Below are 22,405 nucleotides of genomic sequence, written 5' to 3'. Positions count from 1 at the left end.
GGCCCGGGGCATGGGCGGCGTCAGGGGGAACGTCATCGTCGTCGACCTCGGATTCGGGGACGCGGGCAAGGGCACGGTCGTCGACCACCTGTGCGCCGCGTCCCCGGCCCCGCCGACGGTCGTCAGGTTCAACGGGGGCGCGCAGGCGGCCCACAACGTCGTCGCGGCGGACGGGCGGCACCACACGTTCGCGCAGTTCGGGTCGGGCACGTTCACGCCGGGCGTGCGGACGCACCTGTCGCGGTTCATGCTCGTGGACCCGCTGGCGCTCGCCGCCGAGGCCGACCACCTGCGCTCCCTCGGCGTGGGCGACGCGCTCGCCCGGCTGACCGTCGACCGCGACGCGCTGCTGACGACGCCCTACCACCGCGCCGCGAACCGGGCGCGGGAGGCGGCGCGCGGCGCGGCCCGGCACGGGTCCTGCGGGATGGGCGTGGGCGAGACGGCGTCCTACGCGCTCGACCACGACGACGCGCCCCGCGCGGGCGACTGCCTGTCCCCGGCCCGGCTGCGGCGCCGCCTCGCCGCGCTCCGCGACCGGTACCGCGACGAGTTCCCGCCCGGATCGGGTGAGGACGTCCCGGACGTGGAGGCGTGCGCGGACGCGTTCGCCGCGTTCGCCGAGCGCGTCCGGATGGTCGGCGGCGGGCACCTGCGCCGCGTCCTGCGGGAGGGCGGCGCGGTGTTCGAGGGCGCGCAGGGCGTCCTGCTGGACGAGTGGCACGGCTTCCACCCGTACACGACGTGGTCGACGACGACGTTCGCGAACGCCGAGGCCCTGCTCGGCGAGGCGGAGGCGAGCGCGGCCCGGCTCGGCGTGCTGCGCGCGTACGCGACGCGCCACGGCCCCGGGCCCTTCGTCACCGAGGACGCGGCGCTCACCGGCGCGCTGCCCGACCCGCACAACGGGACGGGCCGCTGGCAGGGGGCGTTCCGCGTCGGCCACCTCGACGCCGTGGCGCTCCGGTACGCGCTGGAGGTGTGCGGCGGCGTCGACGGTCTGGCGGTCACGCATCTGGACGTCGCAGGGGCACGTCCCGACCTGCGTGTCTGCCGGGCCTACGCGATGGACGGCGAACAGGTCGCCCGGCTCCCGGCGGGCCCGGCCGACCTGGACCGCCAGGCGGCGCTGACCCGGCGCCTGTTCGCCGCCCGTCCCGTCTACGAGCCGCTCGGCCGCCCGGAGGAGACGATCGAGGACGCGCTGGGGGCGCCGATCGTCCTCCGCTCGTACGGGCCGGCGGCCGCCGACAAGCGCGCGGCGGCGCCGCTCGGGGCCGCCCATTGACCCGCCGCCGGGGAGCGTCCATGATCGCGCTGTACGCCGCGGACCCCCCGGAGGTGGACGTTGCTCCCCCGCTCCCTGACCGCCGTCCTGACCGCCGCCGTGACGCTCGCGGCGCTGACCGCGCCGCCCTCGTCGCGGGCCGCGGCCGCGCCCGACGGCGACGGCTGCGACCCGATCGACCCGGCCGCCTGCCTGCTGCCGTTCCCGAACGACTGGTACACGGACCCGGACCCGGACACGCCGACCGGCCGCCGCGTCCACATGCGGACGACGCTCCGCAACGCCTCCGGCGCGCCCGTCGCGCCCGGCGAGTGGAACCGCGCGGACGGGTTCTCGCCCGGGTCGATGCTGCTCAGCCGCGTCCCGGGCGTCGACCTGGAGCGCAGCGGCGCGGCGCCGGTCACCGACATCGGCGCGTCGCTGCGCCCGGACGCGCCGATCGTGGTCCTGGACACCGCGACCGGGGAGCGCTGGCCGTACTGGGCGGAGCTGGACGCGAACGCGCCGGACGCGCGCAAGGCGCTGATCGTCCGTCCGGCGCGCAACTTCCGGGAGGGGCACCGCTACGTCGTCGCCCTGCGGAACCTGCGCGACGCCTCTGGTGACCGGATCCGGCCGGGCGCGGCGTTCGCGCGGATCCTCGGCCCGACGCTGCCCGCCTCCGACCCGCTGAGCGCGCGGCAGCGGGACGAGCGGCGCGTCCTCGCCGACCTCGCCGCGCACGGCGTGCGCCGCGACGGCCTCTACCTGGCCTGGGACTTCACGGTCGCGAGCCGCGAGAGCCTGACCGGGCCGATGCTGCGCATCCGCGACGAGACCCTGCGCGACCTCGGCGGCCGGTCCCCGAGGTTCCAGGTCACGCGGGTGACCGACGACGTGGACGGGCTGATCGCCCGCGAGGTGAAGGGCGTCGTGTGGGCGCCGAGCTACCTCGACCGGCCGGGCGGGCCGCCCGGGTCGGCGTTCCACCGGGGCCCGGACGGGCTCCCGGCCCGGCTGCCGGGCAACGAGCAGGCCGTCCCGTTCCAGTGCGAGATCCCGAGGTCGGCGTTCTCGCGGCCCGCCCGTCCCGCCCTCTACGGGCACGGGCTGCTCGGCGCCGAGCGCGAGGTGGGCGCGGGGAGCGTCAAGGCGATGGCGGCCGAGCACGGCTTCGCGTTCTGCGGGACGAAGTGGATCGGCATGGCCGACGAGGACATCCCGAACGACCTCGCGGCGCTCGCCGACCTCACCCACTTCCGGACCGTCGCCGACCGCCTCCAGCAGGGCCTGCTCGGCTTCGTCGTCCTCGGCCGCGCCATGACCCGGGGCTTCGCCTCGGACCGGGCGTTCCAGGACGACTCCGGTGCCTCCCTCATCGACACGCGGGAGCCGCTGGCCTACGACGGCAACAGCCAGGGCGGGATCATGGGCGGGGCGCTGACCGCCGTGTCGCCCGACCTCCGGCGCGCCGTCCTCGGCGTCCCGGCGATGAACTACAGCACGCTGCTCAACCGCAGCGTCGACTTCGCCGCGTTCGGCAAGGCCCTCGACGCGTCCTACCCCGACAAGCTCGACCAGCAGATCGGGCTCGGGCTGCTCCAGATGCTGTGGGACCGGGGCGAGGCCGACGGCTACGCCTGGCACCTCACGCGGCGCCCGCTGCCGGGGACGCCGCGCCACCGGGTGCTCATGCACACCGCGTTCGGCGACCACCAGGTCGCGACCGTCGCCGCCGAGGTCGAGGCCCGGACGATCGGCGCCCGCGTGCACGCGCCGTTCCTCTCCCCCGGCCGCAGCCCGGACAAGGTCCCGTTCTGGGGCATCCCCAGGTTCGGCCCGTCCCATGACGGGTCCGCGATCGTCGTGTGGGACAGCGGCTCGCCCGCCCCGCCGACGACGAACACACCGCCGGCGCAGGGCCGCGACCCGCACAGCGACCCGCGCGACAGCGCGGACGCGCGCCGGCAGAAGGCGATCTTCCTCAAGACCGGCCGGGTCGTGGACGTGTGCGGAGGAGGCCCCTGCATGATCACACCGTGACCCGCCGGCTGAGATGATCGGTCCATGCTGCAGATCTGCCCGAACGGGACACGGAGCGGAAGCGACCACCCGGCCGTGCCGGTCACGCCCTCGGCGGTGGGCGCGGCGGTCCGCGCCGCCGCCGAGGTCGGCGCGCGGGACGCGCACGTCCACTGCAAGGACGGCGCGGGCGGCGACACCATCGAGCCCGCGCACGTCGCGGCCACCCTCACCGCCGTCCGCGAGGCCGCGCCCGGCGTCACCGTCGGCGTCACCACCGGCGCCTGGACGGCGCCCGACCCCGCCGAACGCGCCGCGCTCGTCCGCTCCTGGACGGTGCTGCCCGACCACGCCTCGGTGAACTTCCACGAGCCGGGCGCCGAACTCGTCGCCGGGACCCTGCTCGACCTGGGCGTCGGCGTCGAGGCGGGCATCTTCTCCGGCACCGACGCGGCCGAGCGGTTCCTCGCCTGGCCGCACGCGGGCCGCGTGCTGCGCGTCCTCGCCGAGGTCACCGACACCGACCCGGAGACCGCGAGGGACACCGCCAAGGACCTCCTGCACGCCCTGCGCGCGGGCCACGAGCGCCCGATCCTGCTGCACGGCGAGGACGGCGGCGCCTGGCCCGTGCTCCGCTTCGCCGCCCGCCGCGGCCTGGACACCCGCATCGGCCTGGAGGACACGCTCACGCTGCCGGACGGCTCGCCCGCCGCCGACAACACCGCCCTCGTCCAGACCGCCCGCGCCCTCATCACCACGGTCTGACTCCGAGCGGTTCCGGACGGCGCGGGCCGGGGCGGTCAGGAGTCGGCCAGGTACCGCTCCACCGAGGCGACCTTGCCGTCGAGCGCGCCCGCCACCCCCGGGCGCACGTCGGCCTTCACCACCAGGCTCACCCGGGGGGCCCGCGCGGCGACGGCGTCGGTGGCCGCCTTCACCACCGCCATCACCTCGTCCCACTCCCCCTCGACGGTGGTGAACATCGCGTCGGTCCGGTTGGGCAGGCCGCTGGCCCGCACCACCCGTACCGCCTCCGCGACGAGTTCACCGACGTCCTCGCCGGTGCCGAGCGGGGTCACCGAGAACGCGACGAGCACAGCGCACCTCCTGGCCTGCGACTACACGACCTGCCGTACCACGATCTCATTCAGCCGCCGCTCCACGATCACCCCCACCGGCCAGTCGCGGACCAGGCAGCGCAGCAGCGCCGCCTCGTGCTCGGCGAACGAGGGGTCGCACCCCTGCTGCTCCAGGCTCGACCGGATCGCCTCGACGTAGTCGTCGCCGGTGAACCCGGGGATCTCCCGGACCATCGCGGTCGTGGTGGCGCGGTGGGAGTTCAGCCCGGCGAACGAGCGGCCGCAGCCGCAGCCGCCGTCGGGGTCGTCCCGGTCGCGGGCGCAGACGACCCCGATGTGCACCAGTTCTCCCTCGACGCACCAGTCGAAGTCGTTGTCGCGGTATCCCTGGCCGGTGTCGGTGGCGGTGAGCAGTTTCATGGCCATGCCTCCTCGGCAACCCCGTCGGCGCGTCCGTGGACCCGGCCACGGTACGCCGGACCTCCGACATTCGGCCCGTCCCCTTCCCATCCCGGCCTGGGATCCGGCCCCCGTGCGCCCGTCCCCTCCGTGACGTAACGTCGCGAATATGAGCGAAGCCAGCAGCGGAACCAGCGAGGTCCTCGTCCGGCGCGACGGCGCGTTCACCACGATCACGATGAACCGCCCGCGCCGCCGCAACGCCCTCTCCCGCGCCTTCCTGCTCCAGCTCACCGCCGCGTTCGAGGAGGCGGCGGCCACCGACGCGCGCGGGATCGTGCTCGCCGCGAACGGGCCGGTGTTCTCCGCCGGGCACGACTTCGCGGACATGGCGGGCGCGTCCCACGCCGACGTCCGCGCCCTGCTGCGGACCTGCACCGAGCTGATGCTGACGATCCAGTCCGTCCCGCAGGTCGTGGTCGCCCGCGTGCACGGGCTGGCGACCGCCGCGGGCTGCCAGCTCGCCGCGAGCTGCGACCTCGCGGTCGCGGCGCGGAGCGCGGGGTTCGCCGCGCCCGGCGGCAAGGGCGGCTGGTTCTGCCACACGCCGCTCGTCGCGATCTCCCACAACGTCGGCCGCAAGCGCGCCGCCGAGATGGCGCTGACCGGCGAGGTCGTGGACGCCGCGACCGCCGCCGAGTGGGGCCTGGTCAACTACACGGTCCCCGACGACGAGCTCGACAAGGCCGTCCAAGACCTGCTCCAGCGCGCCACGCGGGGCAGCCCCCGCAGCAAGGCGCTCGGCAAGCAGGCCATGTACGCGCAGTTCGACCGTCCCGAGGACGACGCCTACGCCTACGCGATCGAGGTCATGGCCGCGTCGAGCCAGACGCCCGAGGCGCAGGAGGGCATGCGCGCGTTCCTGGACAAGCGCCACCCCGACTGGCCCGCATAGCGAAACGGCCCGCCGCCCCTGGGAGCGGGGCGGCGGGCCGGAGATCAGGCCGCCGGGGCTAGCTGGTCCGGCGCGGAACGGTGCAGCCGGCCCGGTTCAGGTCGAGGACGCTGCCGGGCGCGATGCAGGAGGCGAGGATGTAGGTCTGCTGCGCGTAGCCGATGTTGGCGCGCACCGTCACCCGGCCGCTCTCGTCGACCTCGCACGGGTTGTTGAGCGTGCAGCGGCCGCCGCTCTCGTTGATGGTGTTGTTGGCGCCGACGACCTTGCCGGTCGCGGCGTCGATGACCGGCGAGCCCGACGTCCCGCCGATGACGTTGCACTCGGAGGTGTAGCGGAGCGAGTCCTTCCAGGTCCACGCGGCCTCGCGGACCCGGTAGGCGAAGCCGTCCAGGCGGCACGAGTAGATCCGCTTCCAGTACCCGGACACGACCCGCAGGCTCGCGCCCGCGGTCGGGTGGTCGAGCGACAGCTGCAGCGCCGGGGTGTTGTTGTAGCGCTGCTTGATGTCGGCGTAGGTGCTGCTGAGCTTGTACAGCGCCACGTCGGTGTCGGTCATGGTCGCGTACAGCAGCGTCGTCGCGCGCAGGGTGCCGAGCGACCGGCTGCCGCTCGGGTCGAGCAGGCTGAACGTCCTGCTGGACGACCGGTTGGTGATGACCTGCCCGGCGCCGGGCTCGCCGCCCTCGTAGCAGTGGCCGTTGGTCAGCACCAGCGCCGGGTCGCTGTCGGCGGCGGTCGGCGTCCGCACCAGCGAGCCCGAGCAGTTGTTGAGCGCGACGATGCCGGTGAAGTCGATGGCCTTGACCGGCGCGGGAGCGGGCGCCGGGGCGGCGGAGGCGACGGATCCGGTCACGGACGCGGCGCCGAACACGGCGGCGGCGATCACGCCGAGGAGGCGTCTGGACATGGCGGGGGGTCCTCTCGATGGGATGGACGAGCGGGCAGACCGACGCGGGCGCGCACCGAAGCCGGATCGCGGCGCCGGCTTCGCCCACGTCGGCGCGATGGTAGCCGCGAACCCGCGGGCCGAGAAGCCTCCATTCCGCCGACCTGCGGCGACACCGCGGATCAGGCACGCATTGCCTAACCGTTCGGCCTGCCCTCCTTCACCACCACGGTCTCCAGGTAGGCGGCGTCGGCGACGAGCGTCCCGTCACCGGCGCGGTCGGCCGACCGCCACACCTCCGCCATGTCGTCCCGCAGGGCCGCCCGCCGCTCCTCGCCGAGCGCCGCGAGCGCGCCCCGCGCGGGCCCGTACCACTCGGCGAGGAACCCGACCGCGAACTCCACGCTCGGATAGCGGAACGGCTGCGTCCGCGTGGCCGTCCGGAGCGTCCCGTGCCCGCCGAACAGCTCCCGCACCCGCCGCGCGGTGCCCCACCCGAACGGCGACGGGACGCCCGGCGGCGGCGCGAGGTACCTCCCGATCGCCGCCGCGTACGCGCCGACCACCCCGTCGGGGCGCCACGCCAGCAGGCCGATGCGCCCGCCCGGCCGGACGACGCGCAGCAGCTCGGCCGCCACCCGCTCCTGGTCGGGCGCGAACATGGCGCCGAACGTGGACATCACCACGTCGAAGGACCCGTCCGCGAACGGCAGGTCCTGCGCGTCCGCGACGCGGACGTCGAGTTCGAGGCCCTCGACCCCCGCCAGCCGCCGCGCGGCCTCCAGCGACTCGGGGACGAAGTCGCTCGCCACGACCTCGCAGAAGCGGCGGGCCGCCGCGATCGACGCCGTGCCCGTCCCGGCCGCCACGTCCAGGACGCGCTCCCGGGCGCGCAGGTCCAGTTCCTCGCACAGCCGCTCGGCGTACAGCGGCGGGGTGCGCGCGGCCAGCATGCTCAGGTCGCCGAGGCCCCAGGCCCGGCGCTGGGCCTGGGTGACGGCGGAGAAGTCGCTCATGCCCCGACGCTAGGAGCGGCGCGCCTCCCGCGGCTTCGCCCGGACGGCCCATCCCTCCGCGCCGTATGGCCCGTCCGGGCCATACGGCCGCGCCGCGTACGCGGCCGCCGCCGCCCGCGACGGCAGGCCGAGGCGGGCGAGGATGTCGGCGACGTGCCGTTTCACCGTGTGCGGGCTGAGGACGAACCGCTCGGCGATCTGGGCGTTGGTCAGGCCGTCCGCGACCAGCGCCAGGACCTCGGCCTGCCGCGCGGTGAGCCCGGCGGGCGGGCCCGGCTCCCCGGCGAGGGTCCGCGCCCGTCCGGCGTCGGCGGCGGCGCCCAACCGGACGAAGGCCCCCAGCGCCGCGCGTGCCTCCCGGGCCGCCGCCGCGTCCCGCCCGGCGGCGCGCAGCACGGCCGCGAGGTCGAGGCGGGCGCGGGCCGCGTCGTAGGGGCCGCGCGTCCGCTCGAACAGCGCGACCGCCCGCGCGAGCGGCGGCGTCGCCCCGGCCGGGTCGCCGAGCGCGCCGCACGCGACACCCCGCGCCCACAGCGCGGACGCGGCGAGCGCCCCGCCCCCGATCCCGGCCAGCTCCTCGACGGGACCGGCCAGCGCGTCCACGAGCCCGGCCGCCGCCGACGCGCGCACGAGGACCTCCAAGACCGGGACGCGCTCCAGCCGGTCGTCCGGCGCCATCCCGTCCAGGACCATCCGGGCGGTCTCCACGGCGGCCAGCGGATCGCCCCGGTCGACGAGCAGCTCGGCCCGCCCGACCCGGGCCGCGGGCACGGCGGGCTCCCGGGCGAACAGCGCGTCCGCCTCGTCCCACCGGCCCTGGCGCCGCCGCAGCTCGCCGAGCCGCGCCCACACCTGCGCCGCGACGAGCGGACGGTCCCCGACCCGGCCCGCCGCGCGCAGGAGCTGGTCCTCCGCCTCCGCCCAGTCGCCCCGCCACAGCAGGACGGCGCTGTAGTGCGTCCGGCACTGAGAGAACGGCGACCCGAGATCCAGGCGCCGGCAGAAGTCCATCACGCGTCCGCACCACTGCTCGGCCCGCTCCCAGTCGCGGGTCCACTCGCACCCCTGGACGAGGTAGCAGCTCGGGATCCACACCGACGCGGCCTCGCTGACCTCCCCGGCGAGCGCGGCGGCGGCCGCCTCGTCCAGCAGCGCCATCCCCTCCCCGGTCAGCCCCTGGGACACGCGCACCACCCCCGCGAGCGCCATCCCCTGGATCTCCAGGTCCGCGGAGCCGAGCCGCCGCCCGATCGCCGCCGCCCGCTCCGCGAGGTCGAGCGCCGGCACGAGCTCGCCCCCCGCCCGCGCGGCCATCCCCTCGAACAGCGCGAGCAGCCCGTGCTCCTCCCCCTCGGGCACCCCCGCGAGCAGCCGCCCGGCCCGCCGGAACCACCCCTGCGCGACCGCCGTCTCCCCCCGGAACTGAACGGCCCCGTTCCCCAGCCACACCGCGGCCCGCGCGGCGGACCGGTCGTCTCCCGAAGCCCGGTGGCACCGGTAGGCCTGCTCGTACCGCGCCGTCATCTCGGCGTCGTCGTCGAGCCACCACGAGGCCGCCGCGATCCCCTCGGCCGCCGCCCCCTCGGCCGCCCCGTCCGCCAGCGCCCGCTCGAACACCTCCCGCGCGGCCCCCCACGCCCCGCGCCGAAGCAGCCCCCGCCCCTCCCCAAGCAGATCCCGCGTCCCCATCACCAGGCCATCATCGCCGAACACAACGAACACGGACACGCCCCCAGAGGTGCAACCAAAGCCCTACATCAAGAGCCCAGACGTCACGCGCTGCAAGAACAAGGAGACCCAAGCCCCGGGGGCGAAGCCCGGGGGGCAAGGGGCGAAGCCCCAAAAGCGCGCGCAGCGCGCGTCGGGGGCGTGGGGGCGAAGCCCCCACATCGGGGGTCTGGGGGTCGCCCCCCAGAGAGAAGCGAGGTGACGGCGAAGCCGCGCGAAGCGCGGCGAGCAACCACCATCCCGGGGGTCTGGGGGTCGCCCCCCAGAGGGCATTGCGGGTCCGGCGAAGCCGCACGCGGAGCGTGCGGCGAGCACGGCTCACCGACCTCGTAGGGCGGGCGGGACTCGAACCCGCGACCGGAAGATTATGAGTCTTCTGCTCTGACCAGCTGAGCTACCGCCCCTGGGGCGTGCCCGCGGGTGCCGTGGCGGGCCGGGGGCGTGCCGCGTGCCATCTTAGCGGCGGGGTCTTCGGCGGGGCCACCGGGAAAGTCCTTCTGACTTCCGGAGGGGGTCCGCATCACTCTGGAGGACGAGGCGAATCAGACCTCCTGCCGAGTGACGGGCGAGTGGGCGCGTCGATAGTGTCCGGCGTATGCCCAGACGCATCCTCGTCCTCGTCCATGCCCTGCTCGCGATGGTGGTGGTCACCGCCTGCGACGGCGGCGGGAAGGGCGGGTCGGAGAAGGCCGACTTCGACGCGGCGGGCACGCTGCGGCAGGCGTCCTCGACGATGGCGGGGACGCGGAGCGTCGCGCTGCGGATGGAGTCGGAGGGCAAGCCGCCGATCTCGGTGAAGGGCGGCGACATGAAGCTGCTGCGCAACGGGGACGGGCAGGGGACGCTGAAGGTGTCCCGGTCGGGGATGGACGTGGAGATGAAGGTCGTCGCGTCCGGGAACACGGTGTACATCGGCGGGGCGACGGGCGGCTGGCAGAAGGTCCCGAAGGTGCTGGCGGCGACGCAGTACGACACCTCGGCGGTGCTGGACCCGGAGCGGGGCATCGCGAAGCTGCTGGGCTCGTTGCAGGCGCCGAAGGCGGAGGCCGTCGAGAAGGTGGACGGCAAGGAGGCGTACCGGATCGCGGCGCGGCTGCCGAAGGACCGGGTGGCGGGGCTGCTGCCGGGGATCGACACCGACATCGACGGGAAGGTGTGGATCCGCGAGTCCGACCACCGGCTCGTGAAGGTGCGGGGGGTGTTCCCGGGCGGCAAGGACTCGGTGGAGATCACGTTCACCGAGTTCGACGCCGCCTACACGATCAGCCCGCCGAAGTGAGCGGGCGGTGACGGGGGCGCGGCGCCGGGTCGCGGCCGGGGCCGGGGGCGCGGTCGTCCTGCTGGCGGCGCTGGACGCCTATGTCGTCACGACGATCCTGGTCCCGGTGATCAAGGATCTGGGCATCCCGGTGAACCGGCTGGAGCGGCTGACGCCCGTCCTGACCGGGTTCCTGCTGGGGTACGTGGCGGCGATGCCGCTGCTCGGGCAGGTGTCGGACCGGTTCGGGCGGCGCGCGGTCCTCCAGGCGTGCCTGCTGTTCTTCGGTGCGGGCTCGGTCGTGACGGCGCTGGCGCAGGGGGTGCCGGTGCTGACGGCGGGGCGCGTCGTGCAGGGCGTGGCGGGCGGCGCGCTGCTGCCGGTGACGATGGCGCTGGCCGGCGACCTGTGGGACGGGCGGCAGCGTCCGGTGGTGCTGGGCGCGGTGGGCGCGGCGCAGGAGCTCGGCAGCGTGCTCGGCCCGCTGTACGGGGCGGGGGTCGCGGCGGCGCTGGACTGGCGGGCGATCTTCTGGATCAACGTGCCGCTGGTGGCGCTGGCGATGGCGGCGGTGCAGTACGCGGTGCCCGGCGGGAGGCCGCGCGGGCCGCGTCCCGGGGTGGACGTGGTGGGCGGGCTGCTGCTGGCGACGGGGCTGAGCCTGCTGGTCGCGGGGGTGTACAACCCCGAGCCCGAGGAGTCGGCGCTGCCGCCGTGGGGTCCGCCGCTGCTGGGCGGGGGCGTGCTGGCGCTGGTGGTGTTCGCGGTGTGGGAGGCGCGGTCCCGGACGCGGCTGCTGGATCTGAGCGGCGCGCGGCGCGGGCCGCTGCTGGCGACGCTCGGGGTGAGCCTGCTGTCGGGCGCGGCGCTGATGGTGACGCTGGTGGACGTGGTGCTGGTGGCCAAGACGCTGCTGGACAAGGACTCGGTCGACGGCGCGCTCGTGCTGACCCGGTTCCTGGTGGCGCTGCCGGTCGCGGCGGTCGCCGGGGGCGTGGCCGCGCGGCGGTTCGGGGAGCGGTGGCCGATGGCGGCGGGGATGGCGGTCGCGGCGGCCGGCTACCTGCTGGTCGCGGGCTGGCCCGCCGACCCGGCGGGCGCCTCCTACGGGCCGCTGCCCCGCATGGACGTCGATCTCGTCGTGACGGGGCTCGGGCTCGGGCTGGTGATCGCGCCGGTGTCGTCGGCGGTGCTCGGGTTCGTCCCGGCGGCGCGGCACGGCGTCGCGTCGGCGGCGGTGGTCGTCGCGCGGATGATGGGGATGCTGCTCGGGGTGGCGGCGCTGTCGGCGTGGGGCTTCTACCGCTTCCGCACGCTGACGGCGGACCTGCGGACGCCGCTGCCGTTCGGGATTTCGGACGCGGAGTTCGAGCGCCGCCTGAAGATCTACGATGCGGCGCTGCGCGCGGCGCTGCGCACCGAGTACCGGGAGATCTTCCTGATCACGGCGGGTCTGTGCGCGCTGGGGGCGGTGCTGGCGCTGGCGGTGGGCCCCCGGCGGGACGGCGCCGAACCGGTCGCGGAGGCCGAGGAGAGCCTGCTTCCGGCGGGCTGACCGCGCGCCGGCCGCCGCGGCCCGCCGGCCGGATGCGGCCGACCGTTCACGTCCCACCGTTCACAGCGGCCACGTCCTTCCCGTCCCTCCCGCGGGGGCCCGTTAGCGTGTCGTGCCACCCGGAGGCCGTGCCGGCGAGGTTTCGGTCACCGGGCCGGCATACCGGGCGGTAAATGGGAAAGGTTTTGGCCACAGGCTATGTGCCGATCAACGAGCTCGGGAATATCCTGGAAAAAGAAGGCTAAAGGCCTCTTGCCGGGAGGGCACTCCCCGGGGAGGTGACACGGATGCGCAGGTTCGGCGTCGGCCGTGGAGGCGGACCGCTCACACGGCTGCGGCGGCGGCTCGGCCTGGAGCACAACGAGCTGCGCCGCCGGGTCGACCGTGTCCAGCGCACGGTCGCGCTCGTCCTGATGGTGCTGCTGCTCGCCGCGGCGCCACCGCTCGCCGCCTGGACCAGTGCCTGGTCCTACGACTCGGGCGTCCGCGCCGAACGCGCCGAACGCGCGACCCGCCACCAGGTGGTCGCGACCGTCACCTCGACCGGCGGCGTCGGCTCCGCCGGGGACCGCTACGTCCACGAGACCGTCCAGGCGACCTGGCCGGGCGCCGACGGCAAGCCCCGCGCGGGGACGCTCCCGAGCTGGAAGAACGCCAAGGTGGGCACGCACCGGACGATCTGGGTCGACCGGGCGGCCGAGCCGTCGGTCCGGCCCCGCCCGCACAGCCGCACGGTGACCGACGCCGTCTACGCCGCCGCCGCGACCGTCCTCGGCCTGTCGATGCCGCTGCTGCTGGCCTACGCGCTCGTCCGGCGGCGCTGCGACCGGTACCGCGACGAGCTGTGGGAGGCGGACTGGGCCCGCATGGACGCCGACGCGGGCCACAACCCCCGCTCCTGACGCCGGCCCTCCCGCTATCGCTCGGCGACGAGGCGCGCCGCGATCCGGTCGAGGGCGGCCAGGTCCTCCGGCGGCAGTTCGCGCAGTTCGGGCGGCGGGGTGCCGAGGATGCGCTGGGCCCGCGCGGCGACCTCGCGTCCCGCCTCGGTGATGGTCACGATCTTGGAGCGGCGGTCGGCGTGGTTGGTGGTGCGCTCGACGAGCCCGCGCTCGACCAGGTCGTCCACCAGGAGACTCGTGTAGGGACGGTCGGTCAGCAGCACCTCGGCGAGTTCCCCGAGCGTCAGCGGCCCGGCCGCGAGGCGGCGCAGCGCCCTGGTGCGGGTGAAGCTCATCCCGGTCGCGGCGGCGACCTCCCGGCGCCGGTCGCCGCGCTCGTGCAGCAGGATCCGCAGGTTCTGCCAGGCGCGGGCCGCGAGGTCGGGCCCGGTCGGCGGGGACTCGGGCAGCGGGGACTCCGGCGGCGGGGACTCGGTCATCGGGTGCTCGCTCCGCTCACGGGACGCAGGTTCGGCTCGTGGTCGAACAGGTCGCGGACCCGGGCGGCCGAGCGCGCGGCGCGGCCTCCGGTGGTGACCGTGCCGAGCACGAGCACGGCGGCGGCGCACCCCGCGAGCACCCAGTATGCCGGGCGCGCGGCGGCGACGAACCCGGCCGCGGCGTCCGCCTCCCGCCCGGACCCGGCCCCGGCGGCGAGGACGGCGCCGATCACCGCGACGCCGAGCGCCTGCCCGACCTGGCGGCTGGTGGAGGCGACGGCCGCGGCGACGCCCGCCTGCGACCGCGGCATCCCGGACACGGCGGTGTTGGTGATCGGCGCGTTCACCATCCCGAACCCGATGCCGAACAGCACGTACGCGGCGAACAGCGTCACGTCGCGGGTCTCGGCGTCCAGCGCCGCGAACATCAGCCCGCTGGCGAGCATCGCGGCCCCGGCGATCTGGAGCGGGAGCCGGGGGCCGCGGGAGCCGACGAGCCGTCCCGACAGCGGGCCGCAGACGGCGGTCATGACCGCCATCGGCAGCAGGAACAGCCCCGCGTGCAGCGCCGACAGGCCCCGCACGTTCTGGAGGTAGAGCGCGTTCACGAACAGGAACCCGGCGAGGGCGGCGAACCCGGAGACGGCGATGACGGTGGCGCCGGAGAACGGCACGCTGCGGAAGAACCGCAGGTCGATGATCGGCTCGGCGGCGCGCCGGGTGTGCAGCACGAACCCGGCGAGCGCGAGGACGGCCACGAGCGCGCCGCCGGCGACGGCGGGCGAGAGCGGGCCCCGGCCCGGCGCCTCGATGATCGCGTACGACAGCGTCGCGAGCAGCACGACCATCAGGCCCTGGCCGGCCGGGTCGAGGCGGCGCGGACGCGGCGCCCGCGACTCGGGGACGAACAGCGCCGTCAGCACGAGCGCCGCCGCCCCGATCGGCAGGTTGAGCCAGAAGATCGCCCGCCAGCCGACCGAGTCGACCAGGACGCCGCCGACGATCGGGCCCATCGCCATGCTGAGCCCGACGACGCCGCCCCACACGCCGATGGCGCGGGCGCGCTCGCGCGGCTCGGTGAACACGTTCGTGATGATCGACATGGCGACGGGGTTGAGCATCGAGCCGCCCACGGCCTGGACGACGCGCGCCGCGACGAGCCAGCCGAGCGTGGGCGCGAGGCTGCACAGCACCGATCCGAGGACGAACAGCGCGAGCCCGGTCTGGAAGACGCGGCGGCGGCCGATCCGGTCGGCGGTGGCGCCCGCCAGGATCAGCAGCGAGGCCAGCACGATCAGGTAGGCGTCGATCGTCCACTGGAGCCCGGACACCGACGCGCCGAAGTCGCGCTGGAGCGCGGGGAGGGCGACGTTCAGGATCGTGTTGTCCAGGCTGACGATCAGCAGGCTCAGGCAGCAGATGGCGAGCACCAGCATCCGCCGGCGGGGGGAGAGTTCGGGCACGGGGAACCTCCAATGGTTATATCCCTAAAACCATTGGGGTTCTACAACTATTCCCGGGCGGCGGCGAGGGCGGCCGCACGCCGCCTGGCGACCGGGACGACCAGCGGCGTCCCGGTCTCGGGGCACTCGATCACCCGGCAGGGCAGCCTGAAGACCTCCTCGACCAGCTCGGCGGTCACCACGGCGGACGGGTCGCCCTCCGCCACGACGCGTCCGTCGCGCATCGCGAGGAGGTGCGTGGCGTAGCGGGCGGCGTGGTTCAGGTCGTGCAGTACGGCGACGATCGTCCGGCCCTCCTCGTGGAGCCGCGCGCACAGGTCGAGGACCTCGATCTGGTGCGCGATGTCCAGGTAGGTCGTCGGCTCGTCCAGCAGCAGCAGCGGGGTCTGCTGGGCGAGGGCCATCGCGATCCACACGCGCTGGCGCTGGCCGCCCGACAGCTCGTCCACCGCCCGGTCGGCGAGCCCGTCCACGCCGGTGGCCTCCATCGACTCGGCGACGACCCGCTCGTCCTCGCGCGACCACTGCCGCAGCAGGCCCTGGTGCGGGTACCGGCCGCGCGCGACCAGGTCGGCGACCGCGATGCCCTCCGGCGCGATCGAGGACTGCGGCAGCAGCCCGAGCGTCCGCGCCAGCTTCTTGGCGGGCCAGCCCGCGATGGGGCGGCCGTCCAGCACGACCGACCCGGCCGACGGCTTGAGGATCCGGGCGAGCGCCCGCAGCAGCGTCGACTTCCCGCACGCGTTCGGGCCGACGATCACGGTGAACGAGCCGTCGGGGATGGCGACGTCCAGCCCCTCGGCGACGGTCCGCCGGTCGTAGGCGAGCGTCAGCCCGGTCCCGGTCAGGCGGGGGCCGGTCGCGTTCGTTGCCGTCATCAGATCCGTCCCGTCTTGCGTTCGGTCACGAGGAGCCAGACCAGGTACCCGCCGCCGAGCAGGCCGGTCACCACGCCGACCGGGAGCCGGCGCTCCGCGAAGGCGTGCTGCGCGATCCAGTCGGCGGCCACCAGCAGCGCCGCGCCCATGCAGAGCGCGGGCAGCAGGTTCGGCCCGGTCGTGCGGGTGAGGCGCCGGGCGAGCTGCGGCGCGGTGAGCGCGACGAACGACACCGGGCCGGCCGCCGCCGCCGCGAGCGAGGTGAGCAGCACGGCCGCCACCAGCATGATCGTCCGGACCCGCTCGATCGGGACGCCCAGGCCGTGCGCCGCGTCGTCGCCCATCTCCAGCATCCGCAGCGCCCGCCCGCATCCGGCGAGGACCAGCGGCCCGAGGACGGCGAGCGCGACGAGCAGCGGCGCGGAGTCCGACCAGTCGCGCCCGTCCAGGCTGCCGGTCAGCCACAGGACCGCGCGGGCCGCGTCGGTGATGTTCGCCTGGGTGAGCAGGTAGCCGTTCACGCCGGTGAGGATCGCGGCGACGCCGATGCCGACGAGGATGAGCCGCTGGCCGTGCGCGGCGCCGCGCCCGGCGACCGCGTACACCAGCAGCCCGGTCGCGAGCCCGCCCGCGGCGGCGCCCGAGGCGACCGCGACGCTGCCGCCGCCCGTCAGCACGACGACCGCGAGCACGCCGGACGCCGCGCCCTGGCTGAACCCCAGGATGTCGGGGCTGCCGAGCGGGTTGCGGACGAGCGACTGGAAGACGGCCCCGGACAGCCCGAGCGCGGCCCCGACCGCGAGCGCGGTGCCGACCCGGGGCAGCCGGATCTCGTTGACGATGAGCGAATCGGCGGGCGAGCCGCGCCCGGCGAGCGTCGCCACGACGTCCGCCGGGCCCATCGGGAAGTCGCCGCTGCCGATCAGCAGGACGCCCAGCCCGAGCGCGGCCAGCAGGCAGGCACCGGACACGGCGAACGCGCGCGGCCGGAACCGGAACGACATGCCGCCGGGCGTCCGGACGGTCGCGAACCGCGGTGCCCGGCTCATGCCGCCGCCCCGCCGCGCGGCCGCCGGGCGAGGCGCGGCCGCCGCACGAAGTACAGGAACACCGGCCCGCCGAGCACGACCATGACGATCCCCACCTGGAGTTCGGACGGCCGGACGAGGACGCGTCCGAGCACGTCCGCGCCCAGCATCAGCGCGGGCGCCAGCACCGCGCAGTACGGCAGCAGCCAGCGCAGGTCGGGCCCGGTCAGCGCGCGGACCAGGTGCGGCACCATCAGCCCGACGAAGATGATCGGCCCGCACGCCGCCGTCGCCGCCCCGCTCAGCAGCGTCACCGCGGCGATGGCGGCGATCCGCGCGCGGGCGGGCCGGGCGCCGAGCGCGCGCGCCGCGTCCTCGCCCATCGCCATCGCGTTCAGCGGGCGCGCGAGCAGCAGCGCGAGCGCGAGGCCCGCGAGCACGAACGGCGCGACGCGCACGACCGTGGAGGGCTGCGCGGCGGCGAGGGAGCCGACCGTCCAGAACCGCATCCGGTCGAGGGAGGCGGTGTCGAGGAGCTGCACCGCGCTGACGTAGGAGTACAGCGCCGCGTTCAGCGCGGACCCGGCCAGCGCGAGCCGCGCCGGGGTCGCGCCGCGTCCGCCGCCGACCGCGTAGAGCAGGACGGCCACCACCCCGGCGCCCGCGAACGCGAACCACACGAACCCGGCGAACGAGGAGATGCCGAGAAAGGAGATCGCGGAGACGACGGCGGCGGACGCGCCCGCGTTGACGCCGAGCAGCCCCGGGTCGGCGAGCGGGTTGCGGGTGAGCGCCTGCATCACCGCGCCCGCGAGGCCGAGCGCGACACCGGCGAGGAGACCGAGCAGCGTCCGGGGCAGCCGCATCCGGTGGACGACGGTGTAGCTCGCGGAGTCCTCGTGGAGGAGACCGTTCCACGCCTGCCCGACCGACAGCGGCCGGGCGCCGACCGCGAGGCTCAGCACGAGGACGGCGAGCAGCAGCGCCAGGGCGCCGAGCAGCCCGGCGGCGCGCATGCCGGAACGCGCGCGCACGGCGGTCCGCGGGACCGCGGCACCGGCCACGGCCTGTGGCGACTTCATCAAGGACACGGGCGAGGCTCCGGGGGGACGGGCCGGGGGGCCGCACCGCCCCCACCATCGAACATCGACTTAGGTTAGGTTAACCTAAGCGCCCATCGGGTCGGAATCCAACCCACACCGACCGCTTTCAACCCCTCATCACACCGATCCGCGCACCGTCGCACGACCGCAGGAGAAGCAACCGGAATGTCGAACATCGGGGCCCGTCACCTCACCCGCCGCGGCCTGCTGGGCGCGGGCGGCGCCGTCGCCCTCGCGGCCCTCACCGGCGCGTGCGGCGGCGACGACGGCGGGGACGCCGCCGCCTCGCCCGGCGGCGGAGCCTGGTCGTTCACCGACGACCGGGGCACCAGGGTGGAGCTGAAGGCCCGTCCGAAACGCGTCGTCGGCTACGTCGGCACGGCCGCCGCGCTCTACGACTTCGGCGTCGACGAGCAGCTCGTCGGCGTGTTCGGCCCGACGAGGCTGAAGGACGGCAAGCCCGACCCGCAGGCCGGGAACCTGCCCGTCGACCGGCTCACCTCCATCGGCAACGCCTTCGGCGAGTTCAACATCGAGAAGTACGCGGCGCTGCGCCCCGACCTGCTCGTCGACAACATGTTCGTGAAGGGCGAGCTGTTCTACGTTCCCGTGGAGAGCAAGGACAAGATCTACGCGCTGGCGAAGAGCGTCGCGCTGTCCACCGGCGCCGTCCCGCTGCCGAGGCCCATCGAGCGGACGGCCGCGCTGGCCGCCGCGCTCGGCGCCGACCTGAAGGCGCCCGAGGTCACGGCCGCGAAGGCCCGCTTCGACAAGGCGGCCGAGGCGCTGCGCGCCGCCGCCAGGGGCAACCCGGGGCTGAAGGTGCTGGCCGCGTCCGCGAGCCCGGACCTGTTCTACGCCTCCAGCCCGGCCAAGAACACCGACCTCATCTACTTCAAGGAGCTCGGCGTCGACCTGATCGTGCCGGCCCGGCTCGACACCAACGGCTACTTCGAGAACCTGAGCTGGGAGAACGCCGACCGCTACCGGGCCGACGTGATCATGCTCGACAGCCGCACGCAGGCGCTCCAGCCGAAGGACCTCGGCTCCAAGCCGTCCTGGGGCGACCTGCCCGCGGTGAGGGCCGGGCAGGTCATCCCCTGGCAGCCCGAGCCCCGCTTCTCCTACGAGGGCTGCGCGCCGATCCTTGAGGCCCTCGCGACGTCCATCAAGTCCGCCAAGAAGACCGGTTGAGGAGAGACCAGATGACGGCTCCGGCCGACCCGTACGGATTCTTCGAACTGCACGTCCTGCGGTGCGCGCCGCTCGGCCCGTCGATGGTGCGCGTCACCTTCGGCGGGGCGTGCCTGGACGCCTCCGCGAGCGGCACCGACGCGTTCGTGTCCAGCGGGCGCGACCAGCGTTTCAAGCTGTTCCTCCCCCACCCGCACCAGGACGCGCCGGTGATGCCCGCCGACTGGTCGCCCGACACCTGGTTCGCCGACTGGCGCGCCATGGACCCGGCCGAGCGCGGCATCATGCGCTCCTACACCGTCCGCGCCCAGCGCCCCGGCGAACTGGACGTGGACTTCGTCCTGCACCTGGACGGCGCGTCCGGCCCGGCGGCGCGGTGGGCGGCGGCGGCGCGGCCGGGCGACCGGGTCGTCGTGCTCGGGCCCACCGGCCCGGACAACGGCGGCTACGACTTCCGTCCGCCGCCCGGCGCGCCGGTGCTCATCGCGGGCGACCTGACCGCGCTGCCCGCCGTCGCGGGCAACCTCGCCTGGCTGCCCGCCGGGACCCCCGCGCGGGTGTGGGTCGAGGCGCCGGACGCCGCCGACCACCAGGACCTGCCGACCGAGGCCGACGCCGACGTCGCGTGGGTCTCCCCCGGCGGGCTGCTGGAGGCCGTCCGCGCCGCGACCGTCCCGGACGGGACCTACGCGTGGATCGCGGGCGAGTCCGCCACCGTCAAGGCGCTGCGGCGGCACCTGGTCAACGAGCGCGGCATGGACCGCCGCTCGGTCACCTTCACCGGCTACTGGCGGCGCGGCGCGACCGAGGAGGACCTGCTCGCCGAGGTCGTCGCGGGCGGCAGCCCCGCCACCGAGGAGTGACGCGGGGCCTCACCCACCGTCCGGGGGACGGCGCGCCGCGTCGCCCCCGGACACCGTTTCGCCCCCGGACGCCGTTTCGTGTCCGGACACCGTTCCGGCCTCCGTCGCGGCCTCGGCGGGTGCCGGGGCGTCCTGGTGTCCCGGCCACCAGGCGGCATGCCCGAGCAGCACCGTCACCGCCGGGACGAGGAACATCGACATCACGAACGCCGCGAGGATGACGCCGAGCGCCACCGTCGTCCCCATCTCCTGCATCGCGTCGGCCTCGGCGAGCAGGAACGTCGCGAAGCTGCCCGCGAGGATGAGCCCGGCGGAGGCGACGGTCGGCGCGGCCTGCTCGAACGCGTGCGCGACGCCCCGCCGGGGCGGGTGCCCGGCCCGTGCCTCCTCGCGCAGCCGCGCGATGACGAGGATGTTGTAGTCGGTGCCGAGCGCGGTCACGAACAGGTACACGATCAGCGGCAGGAAGAAGATCACGCCCGTGTGGCCCTCGCCCCACTGGAACAGCGCCACGCTCGCGCCGACGGTCCCGAGGAAGCTCAGCACCACGGCGATCATCAGGTAGACCGGTGCGACGACGCTGCGCAGCAGCAGCCCGAGGATGAGCGCGATCAGCAGCCCGGCGATGGGGAACACGACCGTGTAGTCGCGGTTCATCGCCTTCTGGAGGTCGACCATGACGGCGGTCTGCCCGCCCACGACCACCTCAGTGCCCGGCGGCGCCGCCGCGTGCGCGGCGTCGCGGACGGGCCCGGCGACGGCGTCCATCGCCTCCTTCGACAGCGGGTCGGTGCTGAGCTGCGCCTCGATCAGCGCGGTGCGCCCGTCGACGCCGGGCACCGGCGGGGTGACCGCCGCGACGCCGCTCGCCGTCCGCAGCCGCGCCGCGACCCGCTCCGGCACCCCGGGCGCGAGCGGCGCGGCGCCGTGCACGAACACCTGCGTGGCGTCCTCGGCCCCGGCGGGGAAGCCCTTCTCCAGGTCGTCCAGGCCCTTGGCCGCCTCCGTCCCGGGCGGCGCGGAGGCCATGTTGAAGTTCGCGCTGAACCCGAGCGCGCACACCGACAGCGCCACCAGGACGGCGCCCGACACCAGCGCCACCGGCCACGGGCTCCGCCCGATGAAGGCTCCGAGCCGCCCCGCCCTGCGGTGCGGCGGCTCCGCCCGCCACGACCGGCTCGGCCAGAACACCTTCGCGCCGAGCAGCGACACCACGGCCGGGATCAGCGTCAGCGCCGCGACGAGCGTCGTCGCGACCGCGATGCCCATCGCCGGGCCCATCGTCTTCAGCATCCCGAGCGAGGCCAGGATCAGCGCGCTGAACGCCACGATGACCGCGCAGGCCGCCGAGGCGATCACCTCGCCGACCCGCTCGACCGCCGCGACCATCGCGGTCTTCCCGTCCTCGCCGGCCCGCAGCCGCTCCCGGTAGCGGAACAGCAGGAACAGGATGTAGTCGGTCCCGACGCCGAACAGCACGATCGGCATCAGCGACTGCGTCAGGCTGTCGCCCTTGAGGTCGAACACCTTGTTGACGGTGCCGATCAGCGCCAGCGCCACCGTCATCACCAGGCCCACCGTGACCAGCGGCAGGAACGCCGCGACCACGCTGCGGAACGTGAAGATCAGCAGTACGAAGATCACCACGACCGTGGCGCCGAGCGTGATCGCGTCGCTGCGCTCGTAGGACTTCTGCGCGTCGGCGTTGATCGCCGCGTTCCCGGTGACGCGGGCGGTCACGCCGGTGCCGCGCGTCCCGTCCGCCAGCCGGTCGCGCATCCGGTCGATGGCCCGGGTGACGTCGGGGTCGTCGAAGCTCTCCGAGGTGAACCGCACATTGATCATCTCGACCAGGCGGTTGCGCGCGAGGGCCCCCACCGACACGCGCTGGACGCCCTGGAGCCGGTCGTCCTCCAGCATCCGGCTCAGCCGCATCGTGACCATCCGGTCGGCCTCGGTCAGCGGGCCGCCGTCCGCGCGCGTCACGGCGATGATCGCGAGCTGCCCCCGGGTCTGCGGGAACGCGTCCCGGGTGAGGTCGAGCGCCCGCACCGACTCATACGAGCCGGGCAGGAAGTCCGTCTGCTCGGTGCTGGCCTTGAAGCGCGGCGCGAAGCCGGCCAGCAGCACGGCCGCGACCACCCACGCCGCGATGACCCACCATCGGCGCCGCACCACGAACCGCGCCAGCCCACCGAACATAGAGGCCCCCCGAAGATCACTCCATCCCCGGACGACCTCCTACCCACCGCAACGAACCAGACACACCGGGCGACCACCCCCGTCCCGGACGGGGCACATGTGGTTCGAACGCGTTCCACTGTTGT

Annotated in this window: 20 protein-coding genes and 1 tRNA gene; 9 read left to right on the top strand and 12 right to left on the bottom strand. The window is 75.1% G+C overall.

Annotation, left to right across the window (positions count from 1 at the left end; all coding sequences use genetic code 11):
• The first annotated feature begins 10 nt into the window (after positions 1-10).
• Genes KLI87_RS15660 through KLI87_RS15650 form a run of 3 tightly spaced genes read left to right on the top strand, consistent with a single transcriptional unit; the run spans position 11 to position 4,054 of the window.
• On the top strand, positions 11-1,288 hold the full coding sequence (locus tag KLI87_RS15660) for an adenylosuccinate synthetase (RefSeq protein WP_214617673.1): 1,278 nt from the start codon (positions 11-13) through the stop codon (positions 1,286-1,288).
• A 60-nt stretch (positions 1,289-1,348) separates the two neighbouring features.
• Entirely contained in the window at positions 1,349-3,310 is a 1,962-nt protein-coding gene (locus KLI87_RS15655) for a hypothetical protein (RefSeq protein ID WP_214617672.1), read from the top strand.
• Positions 3,311-3,334: 24 nt separating this feature from the next.
• Complete coding sequence (locus KLI87_RS15650; RefSeq protein ID WP_214617671.1) at positions 3,335-4,054, top strand: 3-keto-5-aminohexanoate cleavage protein; 720 nt, start codon at positions 3,335-3,337, stop codon at positions 4,052-4,054.
• A gap of 35 nt (positions 4,055-4,089) precedes the next feature.
• Here the strand turns inward: KLI87_RS15650 and KLI87_RS15645 are convergent, their stop codons facing one another.
• Together KLI87_RS15645 and KLI87_RS15640 are read right to left on the bottom strand one after the other, a co-directional pair.
• The gene (locus tag KLI87_RS15645) at positions 4,090-4,386 is read right to left on the bottom strand and encodes an MTH1187 family thiamine-binding protein (protein WP_214617670.1); all 297 of its coding nucleotides are present in this window, start codon (positions 4,384-4,386) and stop codon (positions 4,090-4,092) included.
• 21 nt (positions 4,387-4,407) lie between these two features.
• Positions 4,408-4,788: a hypothetical protein gene (locus KLI87_RS15640; RefSeq protein ID WP_156219360.1), complete on the bottom strand. Its 381-nt coding sequence runs from the start codon at positions 4,786-4,788 to the stop codon at positions 4,408-4,410.
• A gap of 148 nt (positions 4,789-4,936) precedes the next feature.
• Here KLI87_RS15640 and KLI87_RS15635 point away from each other — a divergent pair, with 148 nt between their 5' ends.
• On the top strand, positions 4,937-5,722 hold the full coding sequence (locus KLI87_RS15635; RefSeq protein ID WP_214617669.1) for an enoyl-CoA hydratase-related protein: 786 nt from the start codon (positions 4,937-4,939) through the stop codon (positions 5,720-5,722).
• Positions 5,723-5,780: 58 nt separating this feature from the next.
• Here KLI87_RS15635 and KLI87_RS15630 read toward each other — a convergent pair whose 3' ends face one another.
• The 4 genes from KLI87_RS15630 to KLI87_RS15615 all read right to left on the bottom strand — a co-directional run bounded on the left by KLI87_RS15630 (position 5,781) and on the right by KLI87_RS15615 (position 9,759).
• On the bottom strand, positions 5,781-6,632 hold the full coding sequence (locus KLI87_RS15630) for a serine protease (protein WP_156219358.1): 852 nt from the start codon (positions 6,630-6,632) through the stop codon (positions 5,781-5,783).
• A gap of 176 nt (positions 6,633-6,808) precedes the next feature.
• Positions 6,809-7,627: a class I SAM-dependent methyltransferase gene (locus KLI87_RS15625; protein ID WP_214617668.1), complete on the bottom strand. Its 819-nt coding sequence runs from the start codon at positions 7,625-7,627 to the stop codon at positions 6,809-6,811.
• Positions 7,628-7,636: 9 nt separating this feature from the next.
• Positions 7,637-9,355, bottom strand: a complete 1,719-nt coding sequence (locus tag KLI87_RS41530; RefSeq protein WP_214617667.1) for a helix-turn-helix transcriptional regulator — start codon at positions 9,353-9,355, stop codon at positions 7,637-7,639.
• A gap of 330 nt (positions 9,356-9,685) precedes the next feature.
• A tRNA-Ile gene (locus KLI87_RS15615) sits at positions 9,686-9,759 on the bottom strand.
• A gap of 191 nt (positions 9,760-9,950) precedes the next feature.
• Between KLI87_RS15615 and KLI87_RS15610 the strand changes: the two genes are divergently transcribed.
• From KLI87_RS15610 to KLI87_RS15600, 3 genes are all read left to right on the top strand, one after another.
• Positions 9,951-10,634, top strand: a complete 684-nt coding sequence (locus tag KLI87_RS15610; RefSeq protein ID WP_156219355.1) for an LppX_LprAFG lipoprotein — start codon at positions 9,951-9,953, stop codon at positions 10,632-10,634.
• A gap of 7 nt (positions 10,635-10,641) precedes the next feature.
• Entirely contained in the window at positions 10,642-12,168 is a 1,527-nt protein-coding gene (locus KLI87_RS15605; protein WP_214617666.1) for an MFS transporter, read from the top strand.
• Between the two features lie 287 nt (positions 12,169-12,455).
• Entirely contained in the window at positions 12,456-13,070 is a 615-nt protein-coding gene (locus KLI87_RS15600; RefSeq protein WP_156219354.1) for a hypothetical protein, read from the top strand.
• Between the two features lie 14 nt (positions 13,071-13,084).
• On the opposite strand, the gene KLI87_RS15595 is transcribed toward KLI87_RS15600, so the two are convergent.
• Genes KLI87_RS15595 through KLI87_RS15575 form a run of 5 tightly spaced genes read right to left on the bottom strand, consistent with a single transcriptional unit; the run spans position 13,085 to position 18,000 of the window.
• Complete coding sequence (locus tag KLI87_RS15595) at positions 13,085-13,549, bottom strand: MarR family winged helix-turn-helix transcriptional regulator (RefSeq protein WP_214617665.1); 465 nt, start codon at positions 13,547-13,549, stop codon at positions 13,085-13,087.
• Positions 13,546-15,012, bottom strand: a complete 1,467-nt coding sequence (locus tag KLI87_RS15590; protein WP_214617664.1) for an MFS transporter — start codon at positions 15,010-15,012, stop codon at positions 13,546-13,548. Before KLI87_RS15590 ends, KLI87_RS15595 begins: the two co-directional genes overlap by 4 nt.
• Positions 15,013-15,059: 47 nt before the next feature.
• Entirely contained in the window at positions 15,060-15,890 is an 831-nt protein-coding gene (locus KLI87_RS15585; protein ID WP_214617663.1) for an ABC transporter ATP-binding protein, read from the bottom strand.
• Complete coding sequence (locus KLI87_RS15580; protein ID WP_214617662.1) at positions 15,890-16,939, bottom strand: iron chelate uptake ABC transporter family permease subunit; 1,050 nt, start codon at positions 16,937-16,939, stop codon at positions 15,890-15,892. The genes KLI87_RS15585 and KLI87_RS15580 overlap by 1 nt, the downstream gene beginning before the upstream one ends.
• Complete coding sequence (locus tag KLI87_RS15575) at positions 16,936-18,000, bottom strand: iron ABC transporter permease (protein ID WP_214617661.1); 1,065 nt, start codon at positions 17,998-18,000, stop codon at positions 16,936-16,938. Before KLI87_RS15575 ends, KLI87_RS15580 begins: the two co-directional genes overlap by 4 nt.
• 186 nt (positions 18,001-18,186) lie before the next feature.
• On the opposite strand from KLI87_RS15575, the gene KLI87_RS15570 reads away from it, so the two are divergent.
• Both KLI87_RS15570 and KLI87_RS15565 read left to right on the top strand, forming a co-directional pair.
• Positions 18,187-19,215 carry an ABC transporter substrate-binding protein gene (locus tag KLI87_RS15570; protein ID WP_214617660.1) on the top strand — a complete coding sequence of 343 codons (1,029 nt, stop codon included), beginning with the start codon at positions 18,187-18,189 and terminating at the stop codon, positions 19,213-19,215.
• Between the two features lie 11 nt (positions 19,216-19,226).
• The gene (locus KLI87_RS15565; RefSeq protein ID WP_156219348.1) at positions 19,227-20,078 is read left to right on the top strand and encodes a siderophore-interacting protein; all 852 of its coding nucleotides are present in this window, start codon (positions 19,227-19,229) and stop codon (positions 20,076-20,078) included.
• Between the two features lie 9 nt (positions 20,079-20,087).
• Here the strand turns inward: KLI87_RS15565 and KLI87_RS15560 are convergent, their stop codons facing one another.
• Positions 20,088-22,280, bottom strand: a complete 2,193-nt coding sequence (locus KLI87_RS15560; RefSeq protein WP_214617659.1) for an MMPL family transporter — start codon at positions 22,278-22,280, stop codon at positions 20,088-20,090.
• Positions 22,281-22,405: the final 125 nt, after the last annotated feature.

This window comes from Actinomadura sp. NEAU-AAG7, from assembly GCF_018603865.1.
Lineage (GTDB): Bacteria > Actinomycetota > Actinomycetes > Streptosporangiales > Streptosporangiaceae > Spirillospora > Spirillospora litoris.
This window is presented reverse-complemented; position numbering and strand designations above follow the sequence as displayed.